The sequence below is a fragment of the Streptomyces sp. NPDC059696 genome (genome assembly GCF_042733745.1).
Classification (GTDB): Bacteria; Actinomycetota; Actinomycetes; order Streptomycetales; family Streptomycetaceae; genus Streptomyces.
The window spans coordinates 363,109-386,012 of record NZ_JBHWFG010000001.1 but is presented as its reverse complement, the minus strand read 5'-3'; the positions used below and the strand labels follow the sequence as shown (position 1 = coordinate 386,012).

At 72.9% G+C, this 22,904-nt stretch carries 26 protein-coding genes; 8 read left to right on the top strand and 18 right to left on the bottom strand.

Annotated features, from left to right (window positions below; all coding sequences use genetic code 11):
- Positions 1-68: 68 nt before the first annotated feature.
- Both ACFV20_RS01770 and sigE read right to left on the bottom strand, forming a co-directional pair.
- Positions 69-1,112 (bottom strand): zf-HC2 domain-containing protein, encoded by a 1,044-nt coding sequence (locus tag ACFV20_RS01770; protein WP_385651202.1) that lies wholly within the window; start codon positions 1,110-1,112, stop codon positions 69-71.
- Positions 1,109-1,882 carry an RNA polymerase sigma factor SigE gene (sigE, locus tag ACFV20_RS01765; RefSeq protein ID WP_385651199.1) on the bottom strand — a complete coding sequence of 258 codons (774 nt, stop codon included), beginning with the start codon at positions 1,880-1,882 and terminating at the stop codon, positions 1,109-1,111. The genes ACFV20_RS01770 and sigE overlap by 4 nt, the downstream gene beginning before the upstream one ends.
- A 162-nt stretch (positions 1,883-2,044) precedes the next feature.
- Here sigE and ACFV20_RS01760 point away from each other — a divergent pair, with 162 nt between their 5' ends.
- Complete coding sequence (locus tag ACFV20_RS01760; protein ID WP_366712180.1) at positions 2,045-2,743, top strand: O-methyltransferase; 699 nt, start codon at positions 2,045-2,047, stop codon at positions 2,741-2,743.
- A 118-nt stretch (positions 2,744-2,861) separates the two neighbouring features.
- Here the strand turns inward: ACFV20_RS01760 and ACFV20_RS01755 are convergent, their stop codons facing one another.
- Together ACFV20_RS01755 and ACFV20_RS01750 are read right to left on the bottom strand one after the other, a co-directional pair.
- On the bottom strand, positions 2,862-3,029 hold the full coding sequence (locus tag ACFV20_RS01755; RefSeq protein ID WP_003966491.1) for a DUF3117 domain-containing protein: 168 nt from the start codon (positions 3,027-3,029) through the stop codon (positions 2,862-2,864).
- A 153-nt stretch (positions 3,030-3,182) separates the two neighbouring features.
- Positions 3,183-3,347 (bottom strand): hypothetical protein, encoded by a 165-nt coding sequence (locus ACFV20_RS01750; protein WP_385651196.1) that lies wholly within the window; start codon positions 3,345-3,347, stop codon positions 3,183-3,185.
- A gap of 66 nt (positions 3,348-3,413) precedes the next feature.
- On the opposite strand from ACFV20_RS01750, the gene ACFV20_RS01745 reads away from it, so the two are divergent.
- Positions 3,414-4,217, top strand: coding sequence for an enoyl-CoA hydratase/isomerase family protein (locus ACFV20_RS01745; protein WP_385651194.1), 804 nt, complete (start codon positions 3,414-3,416; stop codon positions 4,215-4,217).
- 35 nt (positions 4,218-4,252) lie between these two features.
- On the opposite strand, the gene ACFV20_RS01740 is transcribed toward ACFV20_RS01745, so the two are convergent.
- Together ACFV20_RS01740 and ACFV20_RS01735 are read right to left on the bottom strand one after the other, a co-directional pair.
- Positions 4,253-4,852, bottom strand: coding sequence for a DNA-3-methyladenine glycosylase I (locus ACFV20_RS01740; protein WP_385651191.1), 600 nt, complete (start codon positions 4,850-4,852; stop codon positions 4,253-4,255).
- Positions 4,849-5,238, bottom strand: a complete 390-nt coding sequence (locus ACFV20_RS01735; protein WP_385651188.1) for a DivIVA domain-containing protein — start codon at positions 5,236-5,238, stop codon at positions 4,849-4,851. Before ACFV20_RS01735 ends, ACFV20_RS01740 begins: the two co-directional genes overlap by 4 nt.
- 143 nt (positions 5,239-5,381) lie before the next feature.
- On the opposite strand from ACFV20_RS01735, the gene folP reads away from it, so the two are divergent.
- Positions 5,382-6,242 carry a dihydropteroate synthase gene (folP, locus tag ACFV20_RS01730; RefSeq protein WP_385651185.1) on the top strand — a complete coding sequence of 287 codons (861 nt, stop codon included), beginning with the start codon at positions 5,382-5,384 and terminating at the stop codon, positions 6,240-6,242.
- A gap of 130 nt (positions 6,243-6,372) precedes the next feature.
- Here the strand turns inward: folP and ACFV20_RS01725 are convergent, their stop codons facing one another.
- The gene (locus tag ACFV20_RS01725) at positions 6,373-7,131 is read right to left on the bottom strand and encodes a TIGR00730 family Rossman fold protein (RefSeq protein ID WP_385651182.1); all 759 of its coding nucleotides are present in this window, start codon (positions 7,129-7,131) and stop codon (positions 6,373-6,375) included.
- A 119-nt stretch (positions 7,132-7,250) separates the two neighbouring features.
- The gene (dapE, locus tag ACFV20_RS01720; RefSeq protein WP_385651179.1) at positions 7,251-8,330 is read right to left on the bottom strand and encodes a succinyl-diaminopimelate desuccinylase; all 1,080 of its coding nucleotides are present in this window, start codon (positions 8,328-8,330) and stop codon (positions 7,251-7,253) included.
- Between the two features lie 145 nt (positions 8,331-8,475).
- Between dapE and ACFV20_RS01715 the strand changes: the two genes are divergently transcribed.
- Both ACFV20_RS01715 and ACFV20_RS01710 read left to right on the top strand, forming a co-directional pair.
- Positions 8,476-9,396 carry a heavy metal transporter gene (locus ACFV20_RS01715; protein WP_385651176.1) on the top strand — a complete coding sequence of 307 codons (921 nt, stop codon included), beginning with the start codon at positions 8,476-8,478 and terminating at the stop codon, positions 9,394-9,396.
- A gap of 400 nt (positions 9,397-9,796) precedes the next feature.
- Positions 9,797-10,243 (top strand): ATP-binding protein, encoded by a 447-nt coding sequence (locus ACFV20_RS01710; protein ID WP_385651173.1) that lies wholly within the window; start codon positions 9,797-9,799, stop codon positions 10,241-10,243.
- A gap of 74 nt (positions 10,244-10,317) precedes the next feature.
- On the opposite strand, the gene ACFV20_RS01705 is transcribed toward ACFV20_RS01710, so the two are convergent.
- Both ACFV20_RS01705 and fdxA read right to left on the bottom strand, forming a co-directional pair.
- Positions 10,318-11,409 (bottom strand): bifunctional succinyldiaminopimelate transaminase/glutamate-prephenate aminotransferase, encoded by a 1,092-nt coding sequence (locus tag ACFV20_RS01705; protein WP_385651170.1) that lies wholly within the window; start codon positions 11,407-11,409, stop codon positions 10,318-10,320.
- 121 nt (positions 11,410-11,530) lie between these two features.
- A complete protein-coding gene (gene fdxA / locus ACFV20_RS01700; RefSeq protein ID WP_003973842.1) occupies positions 11,531-11,851 on the bottom strand; it encodes a ferredoxin in 321 nt (106 codons plus the stop codon).
- Between the two features lie 140 nt (positions 11,852-11,991).
- On the opposite strand from fdxA, the gene ACFV20_RS01695 reads away from it, so the two are divergent.
- The 3 genes from ACFV20_RS01695 (at position 11,992) to ACFV20_RS01685 (ending at position 14,497) form a co-directional block, all read left to right on the top strand.
- Positions 11,992-13,059, top strand: a complete 1,068-nt coding sequence (locus ACFV20_RS01695) for a GNAT family N-acetyltransferase (protein WP_385651168.1) — start codon at positions 11,992-11,994, stop codon at positions 13,057-13,059.
- A gap of 30 nt (positions 13,060-13,089) precedes the next feature.
- Complete coding sequence (locus ACFV20_RS01690) at positions 13,090-13,941, top strand: tetratricopeptide repeat protein (protein ID WP_385651165.1); 852 nt, start codon at positions 13,090-13,092, stop codon at positions 13,939-13,941.
- 271 nt (positions 13,942-14,212) lie between these two features.
- On the top strand, positions 14,213-14,497 hold the full coding sequence (locus tag ACFV20_RS01685) for a hypothetical protein (RefSeq protein ID WP_385651163.1): 285 nt from the start codon (positions 14,213-14,215) through the stop codon (positions 14,495-14,497).
- A gap of 58 nt (positions 14,498-14,555) precedes the next feature.
- Here ACFV20_RS01685 and ACFV20_RS01680 read toward each other — a convergent pair whose 3' ends face one another.
- The 8 genes from ACFV20_RS01680 to ACFV20_RS01645 form a co-directional block, all read right to left on the bottom strand.
- The gene (locus ACFV20_RS01680; protein WP_385651160.1) at positions 14,556-15,170 is read right to left on the bottom strand and encodes a response regulator; all 615 of its coding nucleotides are present in this window, start codon (positions 15,168-15,170) and stop codon (positions 14,556-14,558) included.
- A complete protein-coding gene (locus ACFV20_RS01675) occupies positions 15,167-16,333 on the bottom strand; it encodes a sensor histidine kinase (RefSeq protein ID WP_385651157.1) in 1,167 nt (388 codons plus the stop codon). The genes ACFV20_RS01680 and ACFV20_RS01675 overlap by 4 nt, the downstream gene beginning before the upstream one ends.
- A complete protein-coding gene (locus tag ACFV20_RS01670; RefSeq protein WP_385651154.1) occupies positions 16,330-17,070 on the bottom strand; it encodes an ABC transporter permease in 741 nt (246 codons plus the stop codon). Before ACFV20_RS01670 ends, ACFV20_RS01675 begins: the two co-directional genes overlap by 4 nt.
- Positions 17,067-17,978, bottom strand: coding sequence for an ABC transporter ATP-binding protein (locus ACFV20_RS01665; protein WP_385651152.1), 912 nt, complete (start codon positions 17,976-17,978; stop codon positions 17,067-17,069). The genes ACFV20_RS01670 and ACFV20_RS01665 overlap by 4 nt, the downstream gene beginning before the upstream one ends.
- A gap of 143 nt (positions 17,979-18,121) precedes the next feature.
- Positions 18,122-20,668 carry a hypothetical protein gene (locus ACFV20_RS01660; protein WP_385651149.1) on the bottom strand — a complete coding sequence of 849 codons (2,547 nt, stop codon included), beginning with the start codon at positions 20,666-20,668 and terminating at the stop codon, positions 18,122-18,124.
- 156 nt (positions 20,669-20,824) lie between these two features.
- Entirely contained in the window at positions 20,825-21,235 is a 411-nt protein-coding gene (locus ACFV20_RS01655) for a DUF6113 family protein (RefSeq protein WP_385651146.1), read from the bottom strand.
- Complete coding sequence (gene mshB / locus ACFV20_RS01650; protein WP_385651143.1) at positions 21,232-22,092, bottom strand: N-acetyl-1-D-myo-inositol-2-amino-2-deoxy-alpha-D-glucopyranoside deacetylase; 861 nt, start codon at positions 22,090-22,092, stop codon at positions 21,232-21,234. Before mshB ends, ACFV20_RS01655 begins: the two co-directional genes overlap by 4 nt.
- A 48-nt stretch (positions 22,093-22,140) precedes the next feature.
- The gene (locus ACFV20_RS01645) at positions 22,141-22,803 is read right to left on the bottom strand and encodes a hypothetical protein (RefSeq protein WP_385651140.1); all 663 of its coding nucleotides are present in this window, start codon (positions 22,801-22,803) and stop codon (positions 22,141-22,143) included.
- Between the last annotated feature and the right edge of the window lie 101 nt (positions 22,804-22,904).

Here is a 22,904-nt window from a genome sequence, read left to right as displayed (position 1 = left end):
CCACACCTGGGCCGCGGGCGACAACCCCCGGATTCAATCAGGTTCGCGGGTCGGTGCGCAGAGGCCGGTCAGTGAGCCGTACGCGGGGAGGTGGGCGAAGAGGGGGCCGAGGTCGGGTCCGCGAGGGGCACGGCGAGCAGGGGAGCCGTGATCTCGGGGACCGTGGACCACGAGGTCAGGGCGGCCGGAGTGGCCGCCTCCAGCGGGCGTATCAACGGGGACATGACGGCGGCACCGGCGACCACCGGGGCGGTCAGCGCGTGCATCGCGTGGTGCCGGGCGGCGGACGGTACCCCGGGCAGCAGCGGGGCCGAGACCTCGGTCGGGGCGACCGGGGTACGGCCGAGCAGGCTCTCGCCGTGCACCTGGCCGAGCAGCGGCGCCGTCCGGCGGCGCTGGGACTCGGGTGCCGTCACGGCGCCGGTGCCCTGGGGGCGCGTCGGTGTCACGTTGCTCCCCGCGCCCTGGCCTCCGCGGGCCTCCGCGTCGGTCGGGATGCTGCCCGTGACACCGCCCAGGGCGATCGCCGCCAGGGACACCGCGCCGGCGGCCACGAACGCGAACCGCAGCCGCGAGGAGGACCGGTCGCTGTCGGGCCGGCCGGCGTCGTGGATACGGAAGCCCTTCTCGGAGGGCAGGCCCCGGTGGCCGGTCAGCGGGCTGCCGGCGGCGTCGGAGGCAAGGTTCCGGCTTCCCGGGGACGCGGGCAGGACGGGCAGGTGCGACCGGGAGGGGGCGTACCCGAAGTCGAACCGCTCGCCACGCTTCACTCCGAAGGCCCCGGACGAGCCGAACCGTCCGGACAGCCCGGCGGGCAGGCCTCCTCCGCCCGGCGGCGTGGCATCACCGTCCGGGCCGCCGCCCGCGGGTAGTCCCTGCAGGCGGGCCAGGAAACTCTCGGAGGGGGGCGGCGGGGCCGCCTCGGCGAAGACGTTCTTCAGCCGGCGCTGGGCGTCCACCTCCGCCTTGCACTTCGGGCAGGTGGCCACGTGCGCCAGTACGCGCTCGCGCGCGTCATGACCGAGCTCTCCGTCCACCAGGGCGGAGAGTCGGTCTCCCAGATGCTGCTCTGCGAGGTGACCCTCGGAGGCTTTCGGCCGAGATCCGCTCACGCGCTCGCGCCCCCTCCTCCCAGGGCGGGAACACGGGGCACGAAGGAGCGGCGCTCGGCGCGCGCCTCCGGCGAGCGGTGCGCGAGAGCCTTGCGCAGCTGGGAGCGGCCGCGGTGGATCCGGGAGCGGACCGTGCCGAGCTTGACGCCGAGGGTCGCGGCGATCTCCTCGTAGGACAGGCCTTCGATGTCGCACAGGACGACCGCGGCGCGGAACTCGGGGGCGAGGGTGTCGAGGGCCTGCTGGACGTCCGCGTCGAAGTGCGCGTCGTTGAAGACCTGCTGCGGCGTGGGCTCCTTGCTCGGCAGGCGCTCGGCCGCGTCCTCACCGAGCGCGTCGAAGCGGATGCGCTGCTTGCGGCGGACCATGTCCAGGAACAGGTTCGTGGTGATGCGGTGCAGCCAGCCCTCGAAGGTGCCCGGCGTGTAGGTCGACAGGGAGCGGAAGACGCGGACGAAGACCTCCTGCGTGAGGTCCTCCGCGTCGTGCTGGTTGCCGGTCAGACGGTAGGCGAGCCGGTAGACCCGGCCGCTGTGCGTGCTGACGATCTCCTCCCACGTGGGCGGAGTCCACGCCTGCCCGTCCGCGTCGGTGGTGAAGGTCGCGGTCTGGGCGAAGTCAGCGGCGTGACTGTGGTCAGCAGCGGTGTCGTTCACAGATGTCGGCCTGCCCGCGGGTCCGAGGAAGCGCCGGAGCACTCCTGCGCGATCCACAGGCGCAGCCGCACCTCCCCTGTCAGCTCTGGTGGTGTCCAGTGGAGCCCCTACCATAGCCACCTCGCCCGTTAGGACCGGATAAGTGGTTTTACGAGAATTTGATCTGGGCTGATACGCCTCGTACTGCTGCGTCGGCACTTGCTCGGCGTCCCGATCCACTGCCTGCCCCCCGTCACGACCCGCGCCACTTGCTCATCCCTTTAAACGACCGGTCCCATCTGCGGGTTCCCGTGCCCAACGGATACAGTCACGCCCAGGCATTCACGGGGACAGGAGAGGGTCATTACCGGCAACCGGCAGACGAGCTGGGCGTTCGCCGACGCCTATGTCGCCGAGGACGAAACGCTGCAATGGGCCCGGGACCGGGCCCGCGAGGCAGGGTTGCGCTCGGTGACGCCCGGCACGGGCGCCGCGCTGCGGTTGCTGGCCGCGTCGGTGGACGCGAAGGCCGTCGCGGAGATCGGGACGGGCTGCGGTGTCTCCGGGATCCACCTCCTGCACGGCATGCGGCCGGACGGTGTCCTGACGACCGTGGACCCCGAGCCGGAGCACCAGCAGTTCGCCCGGCAGGCCTTCCGTGCCGCCGGGTTCGCCAGCAACCGGGCCCGCTTCATCCCGGGCCGGGCCCTGGACGTGCTGCCCCGCCTCGCGGACGCCGGCTACGACCTGGTCTTCTGCGACGGTGACCGTCTGGAGGTCATGGACTACCTCGCTGAATCGTTGCGTCTGCTGCGCACCGGCGGGCTGGTCGTCTTCGAGGGCGCCTTCGCCAACGGGCGGACGGTGGACTCCGGTCCCCAGCCCACGGAGGTGCTGCGGCTGCGGGAGCTGCTGCGCGCGGTGCGCGAGAGCCAGGAGCTGGTGCCGTCCCTGCTGCCGGTGGGCGACGGGCTGCTGTGCGCGGTGAAACGCTAGCCCGGTCGCAGGTCTGCGGAGCGGGAACCGGGGCAGGCGGGTGTCAGCGGTGGGAAAACAGCCGCCCCGGCACCACAGGTGATGCCGGGGCAACTGAAAGGGTATGGTCGCTTGCGCGTCAGCCGACGACCTTCTTGAGGGCGTCGCCGAGCGCGTCGGCCTCGTCAGGGGTCAGCTCGACGACGAGCCGACCGCCGCCTTCGAGCGGAACGCGCATGACGATGCCCCGCCCCTCCTTGGTCACCTCGAGCGGGCCATCACCCGTTCGCGGCTTCATGGCCGCCATGCTCGTTCCCCTTCCTGAAACCCAGCTCATCGTCAAAGCCGACGGCCCCTGAGAAGGGCACACGTGCGGCCCTTGTGGCAGGACACGCGACACCGGCATCGAACACATTGCTTCCCAGCCATTATCCCGCATCTCAGGACCCGATGACCAACATCAGTCGGCATCGCTTGGGCAACGCACGCGAGCAAAACCACTCAATTCGGCGATGAGGCTGCGATACTCCGCCACCGCACACACGTCCGCCGAACCGATTCGGACGAGAATTGTTTGACGCAGGTCACACGTCCGGTCCGGTTCCTCGTCCGCGATCTCCGTCATGCTGTCCTGCAGACCCGGGGCGTACCGGCCGGTACGCCCCCGTTCCGCGACCGGAGGGGATACGCCATGGCCGACACCGTGCTCTACGAGGTGAGCGACGGACTCGCGACGATCACGCTGAACCGCCCGGAGGCGATGAACGCGCTGAACGTGGAGACCAAGGTCGCCCTGCGGGAGGCGGTCGAGTCGGCGGCGGGCGACGACGCCGTGCGGGCGGTGCTGCTGACCGCCGCCGGGGACCGGGCGTTCTGTGTCGGGCAGGACCTCAAGGAGCACATCGGGCTGCTGGTCCAGGACCGGGAGACCGGCTCGGGGCAGACCATGAGCACCGTACGGGACCACTACAACCCGATCGTGCGGGCACTGGCGGGGGCGGCGAAGCCGGTCGTCGCCGCGGTGAACGGCGTCGCGGCCGGGGCGGGCTTCGGCTTCGCGCTCGCCGCGGACTACCGGATCGTGGCGGACACGGCGGCGTTCAACACCTCGTTCGCCGGTGTGGCGCTGACCGCCGACTCGGGGATCTCCTGGACGCTGCCGCGGGTGATCGGCCCGGGCCGCGCCACCGACCTGCTGCTCTTCCCGCGGAGCATCAGCGCCCAGGAGGCGTACGAGCTGGGCATCGCCAACCGGCTGGTGCCGGCCGGTGAGCTGCGCGCGGAGGCCGAGAAGGTGGCGCGGGCGCTGGCCGCGGGGCCGACGGTGGCGTACGCGGCGCTGAAGGAGTCCGTGGCGTACGGGCTGACGCACACGCTGGAGGAGGCCCTGGAGAAGGAGGACGAGCTCCAGACCCGGGCCGGCTCCTCCGAGGACCACGCGATCGCGGTGCAGGCCTTCGTCAACAAGGAGAAGCCGAAGTACCTGGGCCGCTGAGCCCGGGGGTTCGGCGCCGTCGGGGGCTGCGGGTCCTACGGGGTGGACCGCGCGGCTCCCCGCGCCGTGCAGGCCTCCAAGTGGTCGTCCACCAGGCCGCAGGCCTGCATCAGGGCGTACGCCGTGGTCGGGCCGACGAAGCGGAGGCCCCGCTTCTTCAGGGCCTTGGACAGGGCCGTCGACTCCGGGGTGACCGGCGGGACGTCGGACAGGGTCTTCGGGGCCGGGCGGCCGGCCGGGTCGGGGGCGTGGGACCAGATCAGTTCGTCCAGCTCGCCCGGGGTCCATTCGGTCAGCGCACGCGCGTTGGCGAGGGTCGCGTCGATCTTGGCGCGGTTGCGGATGATGCCCGCGTCGGCCAGGAGGCGCTCGCGGTCCTCGTCGGTGAAGGCGGCCACCGCGGCGATCTTGAAGTCGGCGAAGGCGGTGCGGAAGCCGGGGCGGCGGCGCAGGATGGTGATCCACGACAGACCGGACTGGAACGCCTCCAGGCTGAGCCGCTCGAACAGCGCGTCGTCGCCGCGGACGGGGCGGCCCCACTCCTCGTCGTGGTAGGCGACGTACTCGGGGGCGGACAGGGCCCAGGGGCAGCGCAGCGCGCCGTCCGGGCCGGCCAGGGGGGCACCGTCGCTCACGGCTGGTCCTCCCGCCGCGGCTTGTCCATGGAGACGTGGTTCTCCCCGGCCGCGGCCGGGTGCACCGGCCCGTGGCCGGCGGCCGACCGGGCACCGGCCAGGGCGGACTCCAGGTCGGCGATGCGGGCGTCACGCTCGGCGAGCTCGGCGCCCAGGCGGCTCAGGGCGTCGTCCACGTCGGCCATGCGGTAGCCGCGGGCGGCGAGCGGGAAGCGGAGTCCCTCGATGTCCGCGCGGTCGACCGGCCGGTCCGGGGGCAGCGGATCGCGCAGCCGCTCGGGGGCCGCCTCGGGCAGCGGGGCGTTCTCGCCGCCGCCCACCACGGCGAGTGTCACCGCGGCGACCACGACGGCGAGCGCGACGACCAGGAACAGGAACATAACCATCGCGGGGCCCCCACGGCGGACGGATCGGACGCTGCGCACGTCCTCCGAGTCGGATGTTGTCAGGCTCCGATCGTGCCATGCGAGCACGCCGGTTAGGGTCGCAGGCGGCGGAAGACGGGTCGTACCAGGAAAGGTCACAGGGGATGCTCAGGCTGGGCAAGCGGGAATTCGGGACGCACGAGCCGGTGATCATGGCGATCGTGAACCGCACCCCGGACTCCTTCTACGACCGGGGCGCCACCTTCCGCGACGAGCCGGCCCTCGCGCGGGTGGAGCGGGCGGTGGCCGAGGGTGCCGCGATCATCGACATCGGCGGGGTGAAGGCCGGGCCGGGCGAGGAGGTCACGGCCGAGGAGGAGGCCCGGCGGACGGTCGGGTTCGTAGCGGAGGTGCGGCGGCGGTTCCCGGACGTGGTCATCAGCGTGGACACCTGGCGTGCCGAGGTCGGCGCAGCCGTGTGCGAGGCCGGGGCCGACCTGCTGAACGACGCGTGGGGCGGGGTCGATCCGGGGCTCGCGGAGGTCGCCGCGCGGTACCGGGTGGGGCTGGTGTGCACGCACGCGGGCGGGGCGGAGCCGCGGACGCGACCGCACCGCGTCGAGTACGACGACGTCATGGCGGACATCCTGGACGTGACGGTCGGACTGGCCGAGCGGGCGCTCGCGCTGGGCGTGCCGCGGGAGTCGATCATGATCGACCCGGGGCACGACTTCGGGAAGAACACGCGGCACAGCCTGGAGGCGACGCGGCGGCTGGACGAGATGGTCGCCACGGGGTGGCCGGTGCTGGTGTCGCTGTCGAACAAGGACTTCGTCGGGGAGACGCTGGACCGGCCCGTGAAGGAGCGGGTCGTCGGGACGCTGGCGACGACGGCGGTGTCCGCGTGGCTGGGGGCGCGGGTGTACCGGGTGCACGAGGTCGCGGAGACACGGCAGGTGCTGGAGATGGTCTCGGCGATCGCGGGACAGCGGGCTCCTCGCGTCGCCCGGCGCGGGCTGGCCTAGCCCGGGTCCAGGGAACTCCGCCCCCTGGGCCCCCGGACCCTGTGCCCAACGACCGCCCGACGCGGCCGGGCGGGCAGCCCGGCTCGCCCGCCCCGACACGGTCGGACAGGCGGCCGGGCTCGCAAGCCCCCTACCTGCCCGCCTCCTTCGACACCAGTGCCACCGCCTCGTCCACGTCGTCCGTCACGTGGAACAGCAGCAGGTCCTTCTCCGCCGCCTTGCCCTGGGCGATGACCGTGTCGCGGAGCCAGTCGACCAGGCCGCCCCAGTACTCGGTGCCGAAGAGGACGATCGGGAACCTGGTGACCTTCTGGGTCTGGACGAGGGTGAGGGCCTCGAAGAGCTCGTCGAGGGTGCCGAGGCCGCCGGGCAGGACGACGAAGCCCTGGGCGTACTTGACGAACATCATCTTCCGGACGAAGAAGTAGCGGAAGTTGAGCCCGATGTCGACGTACGGGTTCAGGCCCTGCTCGAACGGCAGCTCGATGCCGAGGCCGACCGAGATGCCCTTCGCCTCCAGGGCGCCCTTGTTGGCCGCCTCCATCGCGCCCGGGCCGCCGCCCGTGATGACGGCGAAGCCCGCGTCGACCAGGCCCTGCCCCAGCCGGACGCCCGCTTCGTACTCGGGCGAGTCCGCGGGCGTGCGGGCCGAGCCGAAGACGCTGATCGCGGGTGGGAGCTCGGCGAGCGTGCCGAAGCCCTCGATGAACTCCGACTGGATGCGCAGCACGCGCCAGGGGTCGGTGTGAACCCAGTCGGAGGGGGCCCGCTCGTCCAGCAGCCTCTGGTCGGTGGTGCTGGCCTGCACCTGGTCCCGCCTCTGGAGGACCGGGCCCAGGCGCTTCTCGTCCGGCGGCTGCTTCTTCCCCTCGGGGTTGCCGGTCGCCATGTGCGCTCCCTCCGTCGTGCCTGTCTTTCCACCTCAGCGTAGATCTACGCGGGTTACGAACGAGGGACGTGAGCATGTCCGCGATCCAGCGGCGTAAACCCGCGGGAGGGGCGGCGGGCTCAGGCGGTCAGCCAGTTCCGCAGGCGCTCCTCGCCCGCGAGGATCTTGGAGACCTCCACGCGCTCGTCCCGCTTGTGCGCCAAGTGGGGGTTGCCGGGGCCGTAGTTGACCGCGGGGACGCCGAGCGCGGAGAAGCGCGAGACGTCCGTCCAGCCGTACTTCGGCATCGGGGTGCCGCCGACCGCCTCGATGAACGCCTCGGCCGCCGGGTGGGACAGTCCGGGCATCGCCGCGCCGCTGTGGTCGACGACCTCGAACTCCTCCACACCGCAGTCCGCGAAGACCTCACGGACGTGGGCGATCGCCCCCTCGGGCGTGCGGTCGGGGGCGTAGCGGAAGTTGACGGTGACGACGCACGCGTCGGGGATGACGTTGCCGGCCACTCCCCCGCTGATCCCCACGGCGTTGAGGCCCTCGCGGTACTCCAGGCCGTCGATGACCGGCCGGCGGGGTTCGTAGGAGGCCAGGCGGGCGAGGATCGGGGCGGCGGCGTGGATCGCGTTGGAGCCCATCCAGCCGCGCGCCGAGTGGGCCCGCTCGCCCGTGGTCTTCAGCAGCACCCGCAGCGTGCCCTGGCAGCCGCCCTCGACCTGACCGTCCGACGGCTCCAGGAGCACCGCGAAGTCGCCCTCCAGCCACTCGGGGTGCGCCTCGGAGACGTGCTTGAGGCCGTTCAGCTCCGCGGCGACCTCCTCGTTGTCGTAGAAGACGAAGGTCAGGTCCCGGTTGGGGGCGGGGACGGTGGCCGCGATGCGCAGTTGGACGGCGACGCCGGACTTCATGTCGCAGGTGCCGCAGCCCCACAGGACGCCGTCCTCGTCGAGCCGGGAAGGCACGTTGTCCGCGATCGGGACCGTGTCGATGTGGCCGGCCAGGATCACCCGCTCCGAGCGGCCGAGGTTCGTGCGGGCCACCACGTTGTTGCCGTACCGCTCGACCGTCAGGTGGGGCAGCGCGCGCAGCGCGGTCTCGATCGCGTCCGCGAGGGGCTCCTCGGTGCCGCTCTCGGAGCGGAAGTCGACGAGCCGGGCGGTGAGCTGCGCGACGTCCAGCGTGAGGTCAAGCGAGGTGTCGGCCATGCCGTCGACCCTAACGCGCCAGGCCGTGCCCTCACTCTTCCCACCCGGCTCATACCACTCCGTACTCTCCAGTACCTTGTACGGCGTGCCAGAGTCGTCCTCTCCCCAGCGTCGTGGCCGCCTCTTCCGATGCGGAGCCGCTCTCGTGGCCCTGCTCGCGGTCGCCGGTTACGTCGTCGTGCAGTACATCACCGGGGGCTCGGGCGGACCGGGCTGCAAGGTCGTCTCCGGCAAGGGCGACGGGGCGTCGTACGAGTTCACGCCCGAGCAGGCGGTGAACGCGGCGACGATCACAGCGGTCGGGACCGCGCGCGGGCTGCCCGAGCGGGCCGTGACCATCGCACTGGCGACCGCCCTGCAGGAGTCGGCCCTGCGCAACATCAGGCACGGCGACCGGGATTCCCTCGGCCTGTTCCAGCAGCGGCCCTCGCAGGGCTGGGGAACGCCGAAGGAGATCATGGACCCGACGTACTCGGCCGGTGAGTTCTACGACCATCTGGTCAAGGTGCCCGGCTACACCCGGCTGCCGCTCACCGTCGCCGCGCAGCGCGTGCAGCGCAGCGGCTTCCCGCAGGCCTACGCCAAGCACGAGCCGGACGCCGCGCTGCTGGCCGCGGCTCTGACCGGGCAGTCGGCGGCCACGCTGACCTGTGAGGGCCGCCCGGCCGCGACCCGGGCCTCGGGCCCGGACGGGGTGCGGGCCGCGCTCGTGCGGGACTTCGGGCGCGACGTGCTGGAGCCGGCCGGGGCCGAGGTGGGCGGTGCGCCCACGGCCGCGCCCACGGCGTCCCCGAGCGCCGCGGACGGGACCGGTGGGCACACCGTGACGCTGCCGGTGACCTCCGGCACCGGGGCGGCGGCCGGGCGGAGCCCGGACCGGCGCGGCTGGCAGCTGGCGCACTGGGCCGTGGCCAACGCCTCGGAGCTGCACATCGCGCGCGTCACCTACGCGGGGCGCGAGTGGGTCGCCGGCAACACCGCCAGCCAGTGGCGGGACGGCGCGCCGAAGGCCGCCGCGGGCGCGGAGCGGGACGCGGCCGCCGTCCGCATCGTCACGATGGGTTAGGGGCCGTCTGGTCGGTCTCCGCGCGGCCGTGGAGATCCATCAGCTGTCCCCTGGATCGCGCAGGGGTGCGGTGGCTCACCCGTGGGGATTAGCCGTGCGGTCCGGCGACGGCGTGTGCGCAGGTTTTCGCACTCTCACCCGGGAGGCGGGGAAATCCCTTGGGAACACAGGGCGGGAAGGATTCGGCGGGGTTTCCGGCGAACGCCTCTTTGACCGTTTTTATCCGCAGCCGATAATGCGACGCATTGCCAACTCTTTACGTTGCGGTGCCGCAACCTTCGCGGGCTTCGAGCGGTAGTCACTGCGTCCGAGCCGGGGAGATCGACAGCCGGTCGATCAACTGCCGGACCCGGTCGGACACTTCAGGAAGCTCACCGTTCACTCCCGTCGAAGGAGCACCATGTCCCTCCCCCTGACCCGCCGTATCGCCCGTGCCGCGCTGATCGTCGCTGCGGGAGCGGCTGCCGGGGTCGGTGCGGCCGGCTCCGCCAGCGCGGCCCCCGAGCTGCCCGCCACGCCCAACCTCGGTGGCCTGACCGCCCTGGACGGGGCGAACGTCGGCAACACCGTCGACGGCGCGGCGCAGAAGGTCACCGAGTCCGCCGGCGAGACCGGCGGCAAGACCGTCGAGAAGGCGGTGCCGGCCGCGGGCAAGACCAGCGGCAAGGCCGTCAAGAAGACCACGCCCGTCGCGCAGAAGGCGGCCGGTGACGCGGCCGGCTCCGCCGGTCGGCTCGTCGGCGAGACGGCCGGTTCGGCCAAGGGCGGTCTGCCGACGGACTCCCTGACCAAGGGCGGCGTGCCGTCCGCGGACTCGCTGCCGGTGAAGAGCCTGCCGGTCGGCTGACACGGCGGCGTTCACTGACGCAGAAGGGGTCCGGGGAGTTTCCCCGGACCCCTTTGCCGTGCTCGGCGGAGCGGTCACAGCCGCTGTACGGCCGCCGCCACCCTCTCGTCCGTCGCCGTCAGCGCCACGCGCACGAACTGCGCGCCCGCCGGGCCGTAGAAGTCGCCGGGAGCCACGAGGATGCCGCGCTTGGCGAGGTGGTCGACCGTGTCCCAGCAGGACTCGCCCCGGGTGGCCCACAGGTAGAGGCTGGCCTCGCTGTGCTCGATGCGGAAGCCGTGGGTGACCAGGGCCTCGCGCAGCAGCTCGCGGCGGGAGGCGTAGCGCTCGCGCTGGACGCGCACGTGGCCGTCGTCGCCGAGGGCCGCGATCATCGCCGCCTGCGTCGGGGCCGACACCATCATGCCGCCGTGCTTGCGGATCTCCAGGAGCGGGCCGAGGACCGCCGGGTCACCGGCCAGGAAGGCCGCGCGGTAGCCCGCGAGGTTCGAGCGCTTGGAGAGGGAGTGGACGGCGACGATGCCGTCGTACGAGCCGCCGTTGACGTCCGGGTGCAGCACCGAGACCGGGTCGGCCTCCCAGCCCAGCTCCAGGTAGCACTCGTCGGACACGAGCAGGATTCCGTGCGCGCGGGCCCAGGCGACGATCCGGGTCAGCTCCTCCTTGGCGAGGACCTGGCCCGTGGGGTTCGACGGGGAGTTCAGCCAGAGCAGCTTCAGGCCCTCGGGGTCCAGCTCCGTCGGGTCGTCGTAGGCCTCGTACGCGGCGCGGGCCAGCCGTGCGCCGACCTCGTACGTCGGGTAGGCCAGGCGCGGGAAGGCCACCCGGTCGCCGGGGCCGAGGCCCAGCTGGGTCGGGAGCCAGGCGACGAGTTCCTTGGAGCCGACGACCGGCAGCACGTGGTGGTGCGTGACGTCCCGGGCACCGAGGCGGCGCTCCAACCAGCCGGTGATCGCGTCGCGCAGCTCGGGCGTGCCCCAGACGGTCGGGTAGCCCGGCGAGTCGGCGGCGGCCACCAGTGCCTTCTGGATCAGCTCGGGCACCGGGTCGACGGGGGTGCCGACGGACAGGTCGACGATGCCGTCCGGGTGGGCGGCTGCCGTGGCCTTGTACGGGGTCAGCTTGTCCCAGGGGAAGGTGGGCAAGCGGTCGGAGACTGCGGACACGGGTTCTGGCTCACTTTCTGGTACGTACGAGCCGGTGACGGCAAACGCCTCGGCCCCGTACGGCGATCAGCGGGCTGATCGGGCCGTACGGGACCGAGGCGGCACGGAGTGCGGGCCGCTCTTACTGGTTCTGCGGCGGCAGCGCGGCGACGAAGGGGTGGTCGCGCTCGATCAGCCCCAGCTTGCTGGCTCCGCCGGGCGAACCGAGCTCGTCGAAGAACTCGACGTTCGCCTTGTAGTAGTCCTTCCACTCCTCGGGAGTGTCGTCCTCGTAGAAGATCGCCTCGACCGGGCAGACCGGCTCACAGGCACCACAGTCGACGCATTCGTCCGGGTGGATGTACAAGGACCGCTGGCCCTCGTAGATGCAGTCGACCGGGCACTCCTCGATGCACGCCTTGTCCTTGACGTCGACACAAGGCTGCGCGATGACGTAGGTCACGCTGTCGTTCCTCCTCGATAGGGCGCTGGCGGGCCTCCTCAGGCTCCGCCGCCTGGCGCGCGGGAGCGCGGCGTCGTCGATGCCCGCCCCTAGTATCTCCGTTCCTGGGCATGATCCGAACAGGAGGGGTGAACTGACCTGTGGAAATCTCTGCCGCCGGGCGACTCGAGGTCCGTATCACCGCTGCTGACGTGGGCAAACGGGTCTCCGTACGGAGCTTGATCGAACATGGGGCTCCGGGTGAGAAGTTCACCGACACGGTCGGTGTTCTCACATCATGGGACAACGGTGTGCTGCTCATCACACGTAAGAGCGGCGAGAGCGTCCGTATCGCGGAATCCGCGCTGGTCGCGGGCAAGACCGTGCCGCCCGCACCGGCGCGTCGCCGCGGTCCGGCCGCCTCCTACGAGGAGCTGGGCCGCGTCGCCGCGCGGGCCTGGCGGCCCGTGGAGAGCGCACGGCTGGGCGCGTGGGAACTGCGGGCCGCGTCGGGATTCACCCGGCGGGCCAACTCGGTGCTGCCGCTGGGCGAGCCGGGCGTGCCGCTCGACGAGGCCCTCGCGGCCGTACGCGCCTGGTACGCCGAGCGCGGGCTGCCCGCCTACGTCCAGACCGCGACCGGTGCCGAGGGGACGCAGGAGCTGCTCTGCGCGGAGCTGGAGCGGCGGGGCTGGGTGCGGGAGGTGACGGCCGAGCTGTGGGTCGGGCCGCTCGCGCCGATCGCCGACCCGGCCGGTCCGGCCGGTCCGGACGGTCCGGCCGGTCCGGACGGTCCGGCCGGTCCGGACGACGTCGTGCTGTCCCGGGAGGCCGGTGAGGGATGGCTGGCCCGGTACCAGCGCAAGGGCGTGAGCGAGGTGGCGCTGCGCGTGCTGGAGAGCGGGCCCTCCGTGTGGTTCGCGACCGTGCCCGGTCGGACCCCGGATGCGGCTCCCGCTGCCATCGGGCGGTGTGTCGTCGACGGGCGGTGGGCCGGGTTCGCCGCCGTCGAGGTCGATCCGGCGCTGCGGCGGCAGGGTCTCGCGACGGCCGTGATGGCCGCGCTGGCCCGCCGGGCGCTGGACGAGGGCGCGTCGGCGGCATGGCTCCAGGTCGAGGCCGACAACGCCGGAGCGCGGGCGCTGTACGCCGGGATGGGCTTCGCCGCGCACCACGCCTACCACCACTACCGGGAGCCGGATGCCGACGGCACCCGCAGCGGCCGGTAACCGATCGTCCTGAGAGGGCACGAGCCAGTCATGCGTCCCCCGTACCCCCCGTCCCCGGAACGCTCCGCCGAGCTGCGGCGGCGGTTCGCCGAGGAGGCCCGCTCCGAACGGCCCGATCTGTCGGCGCTGTGCCTGCTGGTGGGGGCGGAGGCGGACCGGGAGCTGGACGAGGAGGGCCTGGACGCCGCGCAGGTCGAGCTGGACCGGCTGGCCGGGCTGCTGCCGTTCCGGCCCGCCGGGCCGCGGGCGTGGGCGGTCGCCCTGCGGGAGCTGCTCGGTGAGCGGATGGGCTTCCACGGCGCCCCGGGCGACTACCAGCGGCTGGAGTCCTCGCTGCTGCACCAGGTGCTGGGGCGGCGCAGGGGGCTGCCGATCCTGCTGTCCGTGGTGTGGATGGAGGTGGCCAGGCGGGCGGGGGCACCGGTGTACGGGGTGGCCCTGCCGGGGCACTTCGTGGTCGGGTTCGGGCCCGAGGAGGGGCAGGTGCTGGCGGATCCGTTCGACGGGGGGCGGGTGCTCAGCGGGGCCGACGCCGAGTTGCTGGTGGCCGGGGCGACGGGGGCGGGGATCGACCCGGCGATGCTGCGGCCGGCCGATCCGCTGGACGTGGTGCTGCGGATCCTGAACAACGTCCGGGCGTGGGCGGCGGCCCGGCCCGAGCGGTCGGACGTGGCGTTGTGGGCGGTGGAGTTGTCGTTGCTGCTGCCGGCGCATCCGGCGCGGTTGCGGTACGAGCGGGCGCGGTTGCTGGTGCAGCGGGGGGAGTTTCTCGGTGGGGCCTTGGAGTTGGAGGCCTATGCGGAGGTCGTCGCGGCGGTGGACGAGGGGGCCGCGGAGCGCGTGCGGGGGGAGGCTTTCGCGGCCAGGGCGATGCTGAACTGAGCCCGCAAGCGCGCAGCCGGCCCAATCTCCAGCAGTCACCCGACCCGCGAGTCGCCGGTACGTCCGCCGTAGCGGTGTGCGGGTGAGCCGGTGGCGGGACTCCACGTTCCCGCACAGCGTGCACCTGGCCGACGGGCCCGCCTGCCGCCGCCGGATCGAGGCCCGGGCCGACCTGCGGGAAGGGCGCCACGCCCTGGCCGAACGCGATCGTGCTGTCCGACACCCGGCAGGTGCACCTACCGGGACGACGGATCGCGTCTACGATCGGACCATGGCCGCCGCACTCTCCCTCTGGTCCCGGGACTCCGTCCTCTCGATCGGCTCGGTGGGCTCCGTGCTGTCCATCGGCTCCGTGGGCTCGGCGCTCTCCATCGGTTCCATCGGCTCGGCCGGCTCCGTCGCCTCGGTCGGCTCCTGGCTGAGCGCCGGCTCGCTGCTGTCCGCCCGGTCGTGCTGGTCGGTCATGTCCTGGCGCTCCCGGGGCGGCGTCCTGGCGGCGGGCGCGCTCGCCGTCGGCGGCGCGCTCCTGCCGGCCTCGCGCGCGCCGAGGCGGTGAACGGCGCGAGCCCGGCTCAGGCACCGGACCGTGCACGACCTCCGCGCCCCCGAAGGCTCTACAACCAGCCCTTTTCACGTGCTACCCGGACCGCCTCCGCCCTGTTCCTCACCGCCAGTTTCTGGATCGCCGTGGAGAGGTAGTTGCGGACCGTGCCCTGGGAGAGGTGGAGGGCGGCTGCCAGTTCGGCGTTGGTGGAGCCGTCCGCGGCTGCGCGCAGGACCTCTCGCTCGCGGTCGGTCAGCGGGTTGGCGCCATCCGCCAGGGCCGCTGCCGCGAGGGTCGGGTCGATGACGCGTTCGCCGGTGAGGACCGTGCGGATCGCCTCGGCGAGCTGGGCCGCGGGGGCGTCCTTGACCAGGAAGGCGTCGGCGCCGGACTCCATCGCGCTGCGCAGGTAGCCGGGGCGGCCGAAGGTGGTGAGGATGACCAGCTTCACGTCCGGGAGTTCGGCGTGCAGGCGGGCCGCGGCCTCTATGCCCGTCGCGCCGGGCATCTCGATGTCCAGGAGGGCCACGTCCACGCCGTGGTCGCGGGCCGCCCGCAGGACCTCGTCGCCGCGGGCCACCTGGGCGACGACCTCGATGTCCTCCTCCAGGCCGAGCAGGGCGGCCAGGGCCTCGCGGACCATCGACTGGTCCTCGGCGAGCAGGACCTTGATCGTGCGGCTCATGCGGGGGATCCTACGTGCGCCGGTCCGGCCGTGGGCACGCGGGCGACCAGGCGGAACCCGCGCCGGAGCGGGCCCGCCTCCAAGGTGCCGCCCGTCCTGGTGAGGCGTTCGGTCAGCCCCGCGAGGCCGTTGCCGTCGCCGGTGCCCGTGCCGCCCGAGCCGTCGTCCTCGACGGTGAGTTCCAGCACCGGCCCGTCGAGGGTCTGACGGCGCACCAGCTCGACCGCGCAGCGGCGGGCGCCGCTGTGCCGTACGACGTTGGTGACGGCCTCGCGCAGCGCCCACGCCAGGGCGGACTCGCTGTCCTCGGGCACACCGTCGAGGCCCGGTTCCGCGGGCAGTTCGGCGGTGACGCCGGCCGCGGTCAGGGCGACCCGGGCACCGGCGAGTTCGGCGTGCAGGCGGGGGCGGCGGTAGCCGGTGACGGCCTCCCGTACGTCGACGAGGGCCTGGCGGCTGACCTGCTCGATGTCGGCGACCTGCTGGGCCGCCTCGTCGGGCCGGCCGGGCAGCATCCGCCCGGCCAGCTCACTCTTCAGCGTGATCAGGGACAGCGAGTGGCCGAGCAGGTCGTGCAGATCCCTGGCCAGCCGCAGGCGCTCCTCGTTGGCGGCGAGCTGGGCGACGGTGGCCCGGGCCTCGCGCAGCGCGATGGTCGTACGGACGAGTTCGCGCACCCCGGTCATCGCGAAACCGCCGAGCAGGGCGGGGATGAGCAGCCCCGCCAGGTAGGAGCGTCCGTCCGGCACGGCGAACGCCACGGCGGTCAGCAGCGCGCAGGCGCCCGGGATCGTCCAGCGGGCCATGCGCAGCGGCAGGGCCGCACCGGACGCGATCGACACGTACACGAACAGCACCAGCCACGCGCGGCCCAGGGTGAGGGCGAGGAGTGCGGACTGGGCCGCGAGGACCCCGAGCGAGCCGAGCACCAGGCCGTTGCGCTCACCGCGGCCGGTGCGGAACACCAGCAGCATGTACCAGGTGACGAAGGCGGCCAGACCGAGCCAGCCGAGGATCCGCACCCCGGTGCTGTGGCCGCCGTGCAGCAGGTCGCTGACGGGGGCGCTCAGGTAGACCAGCCAGATGCCGGTCCACAGCGACTTCACCACGCGCTGCCGGCGGTTGACCGGGCGCTGTCCGATACCGACGCCGACGTCGTTCACGCCTTCAGGGTGTCCTTCCGGTACAGCCAGGCCGCGCCGCCCGCGAACAGGACGAACGACACCACGAGGACGGCGAGGTCCTGGACGTGCGGGGCACGGCTCTGCTCGATGGCCTGCCCGAGGGCAGCGTACGCGTGCGTGGGCAGCCACTTCGTAAGGGCCTGGAGCCAGTCGGGGAAGGTCGTCGTGGGCATCCACAGGCCGCCGAGCATGGACAGGCCGAAGTAGGTGATCATCGTGATCGGCCGGACCGCGTCCCCGGTGGCCAGGTAGCCGATGGCGACGCCGAGCGCGGCGAAGACGAGGCTGCCGGCCCAGATCGCGCCGGTGAGGGCGAGCCACTGCCAGGCGTCCAGGCGGACGTCCTTCACGGCCGCGGCGACGGCGAAGACGATGACGATGGACGGCAGGCTGACGACGGCGGCGCTCGCGGTCTTGGCGAGGACGTAGCCGCGGCCGGGCAGCGTGGTCAGACGCAGTTGCCGTACCCAGCCGCCCTCGCGCTCCTTGGCGATGCGCTCGCTGTTGCCCATGAGGACGGCCGTGAGGGCGCCGAAGGACGCCATGGAGACCATCATGTAGGTCGGCAGGGTCAGGTCGCTGCCGGGGACCTTTGTGGTGCTGTCGGCGTTGCCCGCGATGATCAGGAACAGCACCGACGGGTAGATCACGGAGAAGAACAGGAACTTGCGGTTGCGCAGGGCGCGGGTGAGTTCCAGCTTGATGAGGCTGTTCACTTCGACTTCGCCTCCTCGGCGGTGGTGAGGGCGACGAAGGCCTGCTCCAGGCCGAGTCCGGCGACTTCGAGGTTGCGCGGGAAGACGCCGAGGCCGTACAGGGCGTGGACGGTGGCGTCGGCGTCGGAGGACTGGATGCGCACGGTCCGGCCGGAGATGTCGAGGCCGGTCAGGAAGGGCAAGGCGCGCAGGGCCGGTTCGTCGATGGTGCCCTCCAGGTCGAAGGAGACCCGGCGGGCGCCCGCCTTGGCCTTGATCTCGGCGGCCGTGCCGTCGGCGAGGAGCCGGCCGCGGTGCAGGACGAGGACCCGGTCGGCGACGGCGTCGGCCTCTTCGAGGTAGTGGGTGGCGAAGAGGACGGTCCGGCCCTGGTCGGCCTGCTCGCGCATGGTGGCCCAGAAGCCCTGGCGGGTGGTGACGTCCATGCCGGTGGTGGGTTCGTCCAGGACGACGAGGTCGCTGTCGCCGGCGGTGGCGAGGGCGAAGCGGACGCGCTGGGCCTGGCCGCCGGAGAGCTTGTTGACCTTGCGGTCGGCGAGCTGTGTGATGCCCGCCCGGGACAGCACCTCGGAGGGCCGGTGGGCCTTGGGGTGCAGGTCGCAGGCGAGCCGTACGAGCTCGGCGACGGTGACCTCGTCCATGAGGCCGCCGCTCTGCAGCATGGCGCCCACACGCCCGGCCACGATGGCCTCCCGGGGGGAGGTGCCGAACAGCTTGACCGTGCCGCTGTCGGGGTTCTTGAGGCCGAGCAGGAGGTCGAGGGTGGTGGACTTGCCGGCGCCGTTGGGCCCGAGCAGCGCCACCGTCTCCCCCGGCCGGAGGTCCAGGGTCAGCGCGTCCACCGCGCGGACGCCGCCGTATGCCTTGCTCACCTGGTCGAACGCGACCACCGAGGCTGTCGTTGTCATACGGACATCGTGGCTTCGGGGCGGTCCGCGGGGGCAGTGCCGGGTGTCCGGAGTGCCGCATGACAGGTGTCATGCCGGTGAGATGACGACGAGAGCCCCCGCCCACGTCGGGCAGGGGCTCTCGTACGGCGGTCGGCCGGGGGTCAGTTCGGCTTGGTGTCGATGACTCCGACGCGCTCCGCGGGGGTCTTGCCGCGCAGGGCCTTGCGCAGGGCCGTGACGACGTCCTGCGGCGTGACGTCGCGCTTGCCGCTCGCGCCCTCGATCTTCACGCCCTCGAAGGTCGTGCCGTACGCCTCCTGGAGGGCCTTGAGGTTGTACGTGTCCACGAGCTTGCCGTCGACGGCCTTGAAGCTGAGGATCTTCGGCAGTGACAGCGCGCCGAACGGGATGCTGTGCGCCGCGTCGGTCTGCACGATGGCCTTGGCCGACATCGCGGGCTGCGCGAAGTCCTTCAGCACCCGGTCGACCTCGGCGTCGGAGACCGTCGGCCGGCGGGCGGTCGTCGGCAGGTTCACGGTGGTGGCCGTGCCGGTCTCCACCTGGGTGCGGTAGGCCTGTTCCACCGTGGTGGTCGCCTTGGCGAGGTCGACGCCCTTGCCGACCTTGCCGTACACGGGGACGGCCTTGCCGCCCTTGAACTCGATCGTGCCGTCGGTCGACGCGCCGGAGGCGCCCGACGCCTGCTCCAGGGAGGCGTGCAGCTTCTCCTCGTCGACGGGCATGACCGGCGTGACGGCACGGTGGTTGCCGAACAGCGAGCCGATCACGGAGACCGGGTTGTAGTCGCTCTTGGCCGCCGCGTCGGCTGTGGCGTCCATGTCGAACTGCAGGCCCGCCTTGTCCGGGTCGAGCGTGACGGTCTTGCCGCCCACCGACAGCTTCAGCGGCGTGCCGGCACGGTCGTCGAAGGCCTCGTCGAGCTTCCTGACGGCGCCGTCGCGGGTCGTGCCGCCGATGTCGACGCCGAGGACGGTGGTGCCCTTGGGCACGTCGGTGCGGTTCATCAGCAGACCCGCGCCGTAGACGCCGCCGGCGGCCACGACCACGCCGACCGCGAGCAGCACGAGCTTGCTGCGGCCCTTCTTCTTCGGTGCCTTGGAGGAGCTCGCCGGGGGCGGTGAGACCGGCTCGGGCAGCTTCGGGGCGGCGTGCGGCACCGGGCCGTCGGCGGGCGCGCCCGGGCCGAACGGCGAGGCCGCGCCGGGCGTCACGACGGGCATGCCGCTGGTGACGGTGTGCCCGGAGACGTTGTCGTGCCGGGGGCCGTAGCCCTGGCCGTCCGGCGGTTCGGGGGCCGGCTTCTGCGGGGTGAGGACGGCGGTGTCGTCGCTCAGGCCACCGCCGGGGGCGGGGGTGCCGCCCTGGGCGCCCGGGCCCGCGGGACCGCCGGGGGCGCCGGGACCGCCGGGTACGCCGGGGACGCCCGGACCGGCCGGGCCGCCGCCTATGGCTCCGGGGCCGCCGGGTACGCCCGGCCGGCCGGGGGCGTTGAACGCGCCGGGGCCTCCCGGCCCGCCGGTGCGGCCGGGGTCGTTGAAGGCCTCCGGGGCGCCGGGCCCGGTCGGGTCACCGAAGCCACCCGGACCGCCGGGGGCGTTGAAGGCGCCCGGGCCACCCGGCTCGTTGCCGAAGCCGCCGGGACCGCCCTGCTCGTCGAAGCCCTGCCCGCCGGCCGGCGGCACCATCGGGCCGTCGCCGGTGACCGGTCCGCCCGTCGGGCCGGACGGGCCCCGTGAGCCGGGGCCGCCGGGCGTGCCGAAGCCGTCGGCCGTACTCGGGCCGCCGGGCGTGCCGAAGCCGTCGGCCGTACTCGGGCCGCCGGGCTGGCCACCGTAACCAGCCTGCCCGTTCTGCCCGGTGTGGCCGTTCTGCCCGTTGCGGCCGTTCTCGGAGAGGTTCTCGGAGAAGTACGGCAGGTCGTCGCGGCGCGGTTCGGCGCCGCCCGGGGCGGGGCGGGAGCCGCTGCCCAGCGGGCCCGCCGCCAAGGCCTCGGTGACGTCGAAGGAGCCGGTGCCGCCGCCGTGTCCTGGCGCGACGGGGCCGCCGGTGGCGCCGCCCGGGAGCCCGGCACCGCTGGTGCCGCCGGACCGCGAGCCGCCCGGCGCGCCCATGGAGCCGACCACGCCGCCGGGCCGGCCGGCACCCGGCCGCGCCCCACCGGACGCACCGGACGCACCGGACGCACCGGCACCGGAACCCGGCGCCGCGGCAGCGGGACCGCCCGTACCCGGACGCGAACCGCCCGGCATTCCCGCACCGTTGGTGGAGCCGCTGCCCGGACCGCCCTTGCCGCCGCCCGACTTGCGGGGCGCGAACCAGTCGCTGGCCGGCTTGTCGTCGCCCTGCTGCGCGGGTTCGGCGGGAGGCTCGGCCGGTGCCGGGGACGGGGTGGTGCCCAGGGCCGTCGACGTCTCACCGCGCGTGTCGGTGTCGGCCGCGCTCTCCGTCTCCGCGACGGGCTTGCGCACCACCACGGGCGGAATGGGCCGCGACCCGGGGATGTTGATCCGGATCCGGGTCGTCAGCGTGGTCTCGGTCTTGCGTTCCTCCGGCCGCGTGGCGGAACGGCCCGCGTCCGCACCGGCGTCGGAGACCGCCGGGGTCCCGTACGGCGGCGTACCCGACGGGTAGGCGGCTCCGCCGCGCCCGTTGGGCCCGGAGGACGGAGTGTCAGTTTCACGACTCAAGGCAGGTTCTCCCGGTTGGCTCCGCCGCCCGACACAACCTCACGCGGGCAGCTCGGCGGCGCGCACCACCATACTGGCCACTTCTCGCCCGTATCCCGTGACCGCCTTGGAAACCCACACCGGACCCCCACGGCCACGTCCTGGCGAAGTGGTACGTCACTTGGCAAGTCGGGCGGGAGCTCCGTCCGGTTGCCGCCCCGGGGCGAGGGTGGCGCAGATCACAGCCACGGCGATGCCCCCGAGCAGGAACAGATAGGAGCCGCTCCCCGCGGCGAAGAGGAAGTCGCCCTCGGGACGGCTGGCGGTCAGCAGGACGACGGCGAGCATCCAGCCGGCGGCGGCCGCGACGCTCCCGGCCCGGCCGCGGAGCACGAGTGAGCCGCCCAGGACGGCCCCGGCCTCTCCGGCCAGGGCGAGCAGCAGCCCGGCCGGGAACCACCCGGGCTGCACCAGGGCCCCGGCGACGGCGGCCACCGCGCCCAGCGCGAAGAAGCCGAGACAGGCGCCGACCCGTCCGGCCGTGGGCGGCCTCATCGGCTGGGCCAGCATCGGCGTCCGGTCGTTCACGAGGCCTCCCCGACGCCTGCGAACAGGTCCGTCTCCCGCTCGCCGGGGCCCGCCTCTCCGCGCACCAGCTCGTAGTACTCGGTGGTGAGGATCGGCTGGGCGAGTTCGTTGGACAGCACGAAGTACGGCCCGTCGACGGTGATCTGCGTGACGTGGGCGCGCATCGCGGCGGCCTTCGCGGCGGCGTGCGCGGTGCCGTCGATCACGGTGGTGACGCGCTCCTCGGGCACGACTCCCGGGACGTCGTCGATGTCGGCGACCTTGGTGAAGGACGTGCCGGACAAGTCCTGACGGAGCCGCGCGAAGGACTCCTCCAGAACCGGCCGGGGAACCCGGTTCCAGTAGACCTTGGGGACCGGCAGGCCGGCGTCGGCGGACAGCTCCACGGCGCGCATGGCGACGCGGTGGGCCTGGATGTGGTCCGGGTGGCCGTAGCCGCCGTTGTCGTCGTAGGTGACGAGGACCTGGGGGCGTACCTCGCGGATCACCTCGACGAGGTGCGCGGCGGCCTCGTCGACGTCGGCCTGCCAGAAGCAGCCGGGGTCGTCGTTGTCGGGCAGCCCCATCATCCCGGAGTCGCTGTAGCGTCCGGCGCCGCCCAGGAGGCGGAAGTCCCGGACGCCGAGCTCGGCCAGGGCGGCGGTGAGCTCACGGCGGCGGTGCTGGCCCAGGGCGGCGCCCGTGAGGTGCGCCAGCTCGGGCGGGATGACCTCGCCGCGCTCACCGAGGGTGCAGGTGACCAGCGTGACGTGGGCACCTTCGGCCGCATACCTGGCCATGGTCGCGCCGTTGATGATCGACTCGTCGTCCGGGTGCGCGTGCACCAGCAGCAGACGCCGGGAGGGCAGTTCCGTCATGGGGCCAGCCTACGAGGCGCCTGGGGCCCTCCCTCGCGCCCTGGTCTGTCACCCCTCGTCGTCGAGCACGTAGGCGATGGCCAGGGCGATCCGCTCGATCCAGTCGATGGCGTCCGTGACCTCGGCCTCGTCGATCGGACGGCGCTGCTCTAGATCACCGTCGATCAGGTCGGCGTCGTGTGCGATCTTGTTACGACGCTGAGTGATCTCCAGGTACCGGCTACGCAGCTTCTTTTCGTTGAAGGTGGTCCGTCCCTGGAAGAAGTGCTGGTTGATGCATCCCGCCGCCTCGTACCAGACCTTCTTCTCGGTCACGAGCCTGAGCACCTCGGAGATCTTCCCAGGGTGCTGGAGCGCCTGTACGGCGAGCTTTTCGCGCAGGTGCTCCGCGACGGCCTCGGAAAGCGTTACCTCACCCCGCCGCACCGCCTCGACCCGGTACAGCGGCAGTTCGTACCTCCGCAGCTGGGGCGGCATCTCGGGGCTGTCCTTGACCGTCAGCTCGGCCACCCGGCGCAGCACCTCCTCGTGCAGCCAGTGATCGATGGCGGCGACGGCCTGGACCCAGGCTGCCCGGTAGAAGTCGTCGATGCCGATCGTGGGCGACTGGAGAGGCGTGAGCATCCGCCCCGTCTCGACCATGCGCCGGGCGTACGACAGGTTCGTCATGAACGCCTCGAACTGACGCGTCTGTGGTCTGGAAACAGCCATGCGCAACCCCGTACTCACTCTTCGCCACGATCTTTACGAGCACGATCGCGGAGTTGCCAGGGGGCCGGTCAAGCAGGAATGCGTCGTCCGGACGAAGGTGA

Excerpts from the sequence above, each read along its gene's own strand:
- sigE (WP_385651199.1), bottom strand. The coding sequence starts at position 1,882 with ATGGTAGGGGCTCCACTGGACACCACCAGAGCTGACAGGGGAGGTGCG.
- ACFV20_RS01735 (WP_385651188.1), bottom strand. The coding sequence starts at position 5,238 with ATGGTTATGTTCCTGTTCCTGGTCGTCGCGCTCGCCGTCGTGGTCGCC.
- ACFV20_RS01690 (WP_385651165.1), top strand. The coding sequence starts at position 13,090 with ATGCGTCCCCCGTACCCCCCGTCCCCGGAACGCTCCGCCGAGCTGCGG.
- ACFV20_RS01685 (WP_385651163.1), top strand. The coding sequence starts at position 14,213 with ATGGCCGCCGCACTCTCCCTCTGGTCCCGGGACTCCGTCCTCTCGATC.
- ACFV20_RS01710 (WP_385651173.1), top strand. The coding sequence starts at position 9,797 with ATGTCCCTCCCCCTGACCCGCCGTATCGCCCGTGCCGCGCTGATCGTC.
- ACFV20_RS01750 (WP_385651196.1), bottom strand. The coding sequence starts at position 3,347 with ATGACGGAGATCGCGGACGAGGAACCGGACCGGACGTGTGACCTGCGT.
- ACFV20_RS01725 (WP_385651182.1), bottom strand. The coding sequence starts at position 7,131 with ATGGCGACCGGCAACCCCGAGGGGAAGAAGCAGCCGCCGGACGAGAAG.
- ACFV20_RS01755 (WP_003966491.1), bottom strand. The coding sequence starts at position 3,029 with ATGGCGGCCATGAAGCCGCGAACGGGTGATGGCCCGCTCGAGGTGACC.
- ACFV20_RS01745 (WP_385651194.1), top strand. The coding sequence starts at position 3,414 with ATGGCCGACACCGTGCTCTACGAGGTGAGCGACGGACTCGCGACGATC.
- ACFV20_RS01645 (WP_385651140.1), bottom strand. The coding sequence starts at position 22,803 with ATGGCTGTTTCCAGACCACAGACGCGTCAGTTCGAGGCGTTCATGACG.
- mshB (WP_385651143.1), bottom strand. The coding sequence starts at position 22,092 with ATGACGGAACTGCCCTCCCGGCGTCTGCTGCTGGTGCACGCGCACCCG.
- ACFV20_RS01680 (WP_385651160.1), bottom strand. The coding sequence starts at position 15,170 with ATGAGCCGCACGATCAAGGTCCTGCTCGCCGAGGACCAGTCGATGGTC.
- folP (WP_385651185.1), top strand. The coding sequence starts at position 5,382 with ATGCTCAGGCTGGGCAAGCGGGAATTCGGGACGCACGAGCCGGTGATC.
- dapE (WP_385651179.1), bottom strand. The coding sequence starts at position 8,330 with ATGGCCGACACCTCGCTTGACCTCACGCTGGACGTCGCGCAGCTCACC.
- ACFV20_RS01665 (WP_385651152.1), bottom strand. The coding sequence starts at position 17,978 with ATGACAACGACAGCCTCGGTGGTCGCGTTCGACCAGGTGAGCAAGGCA.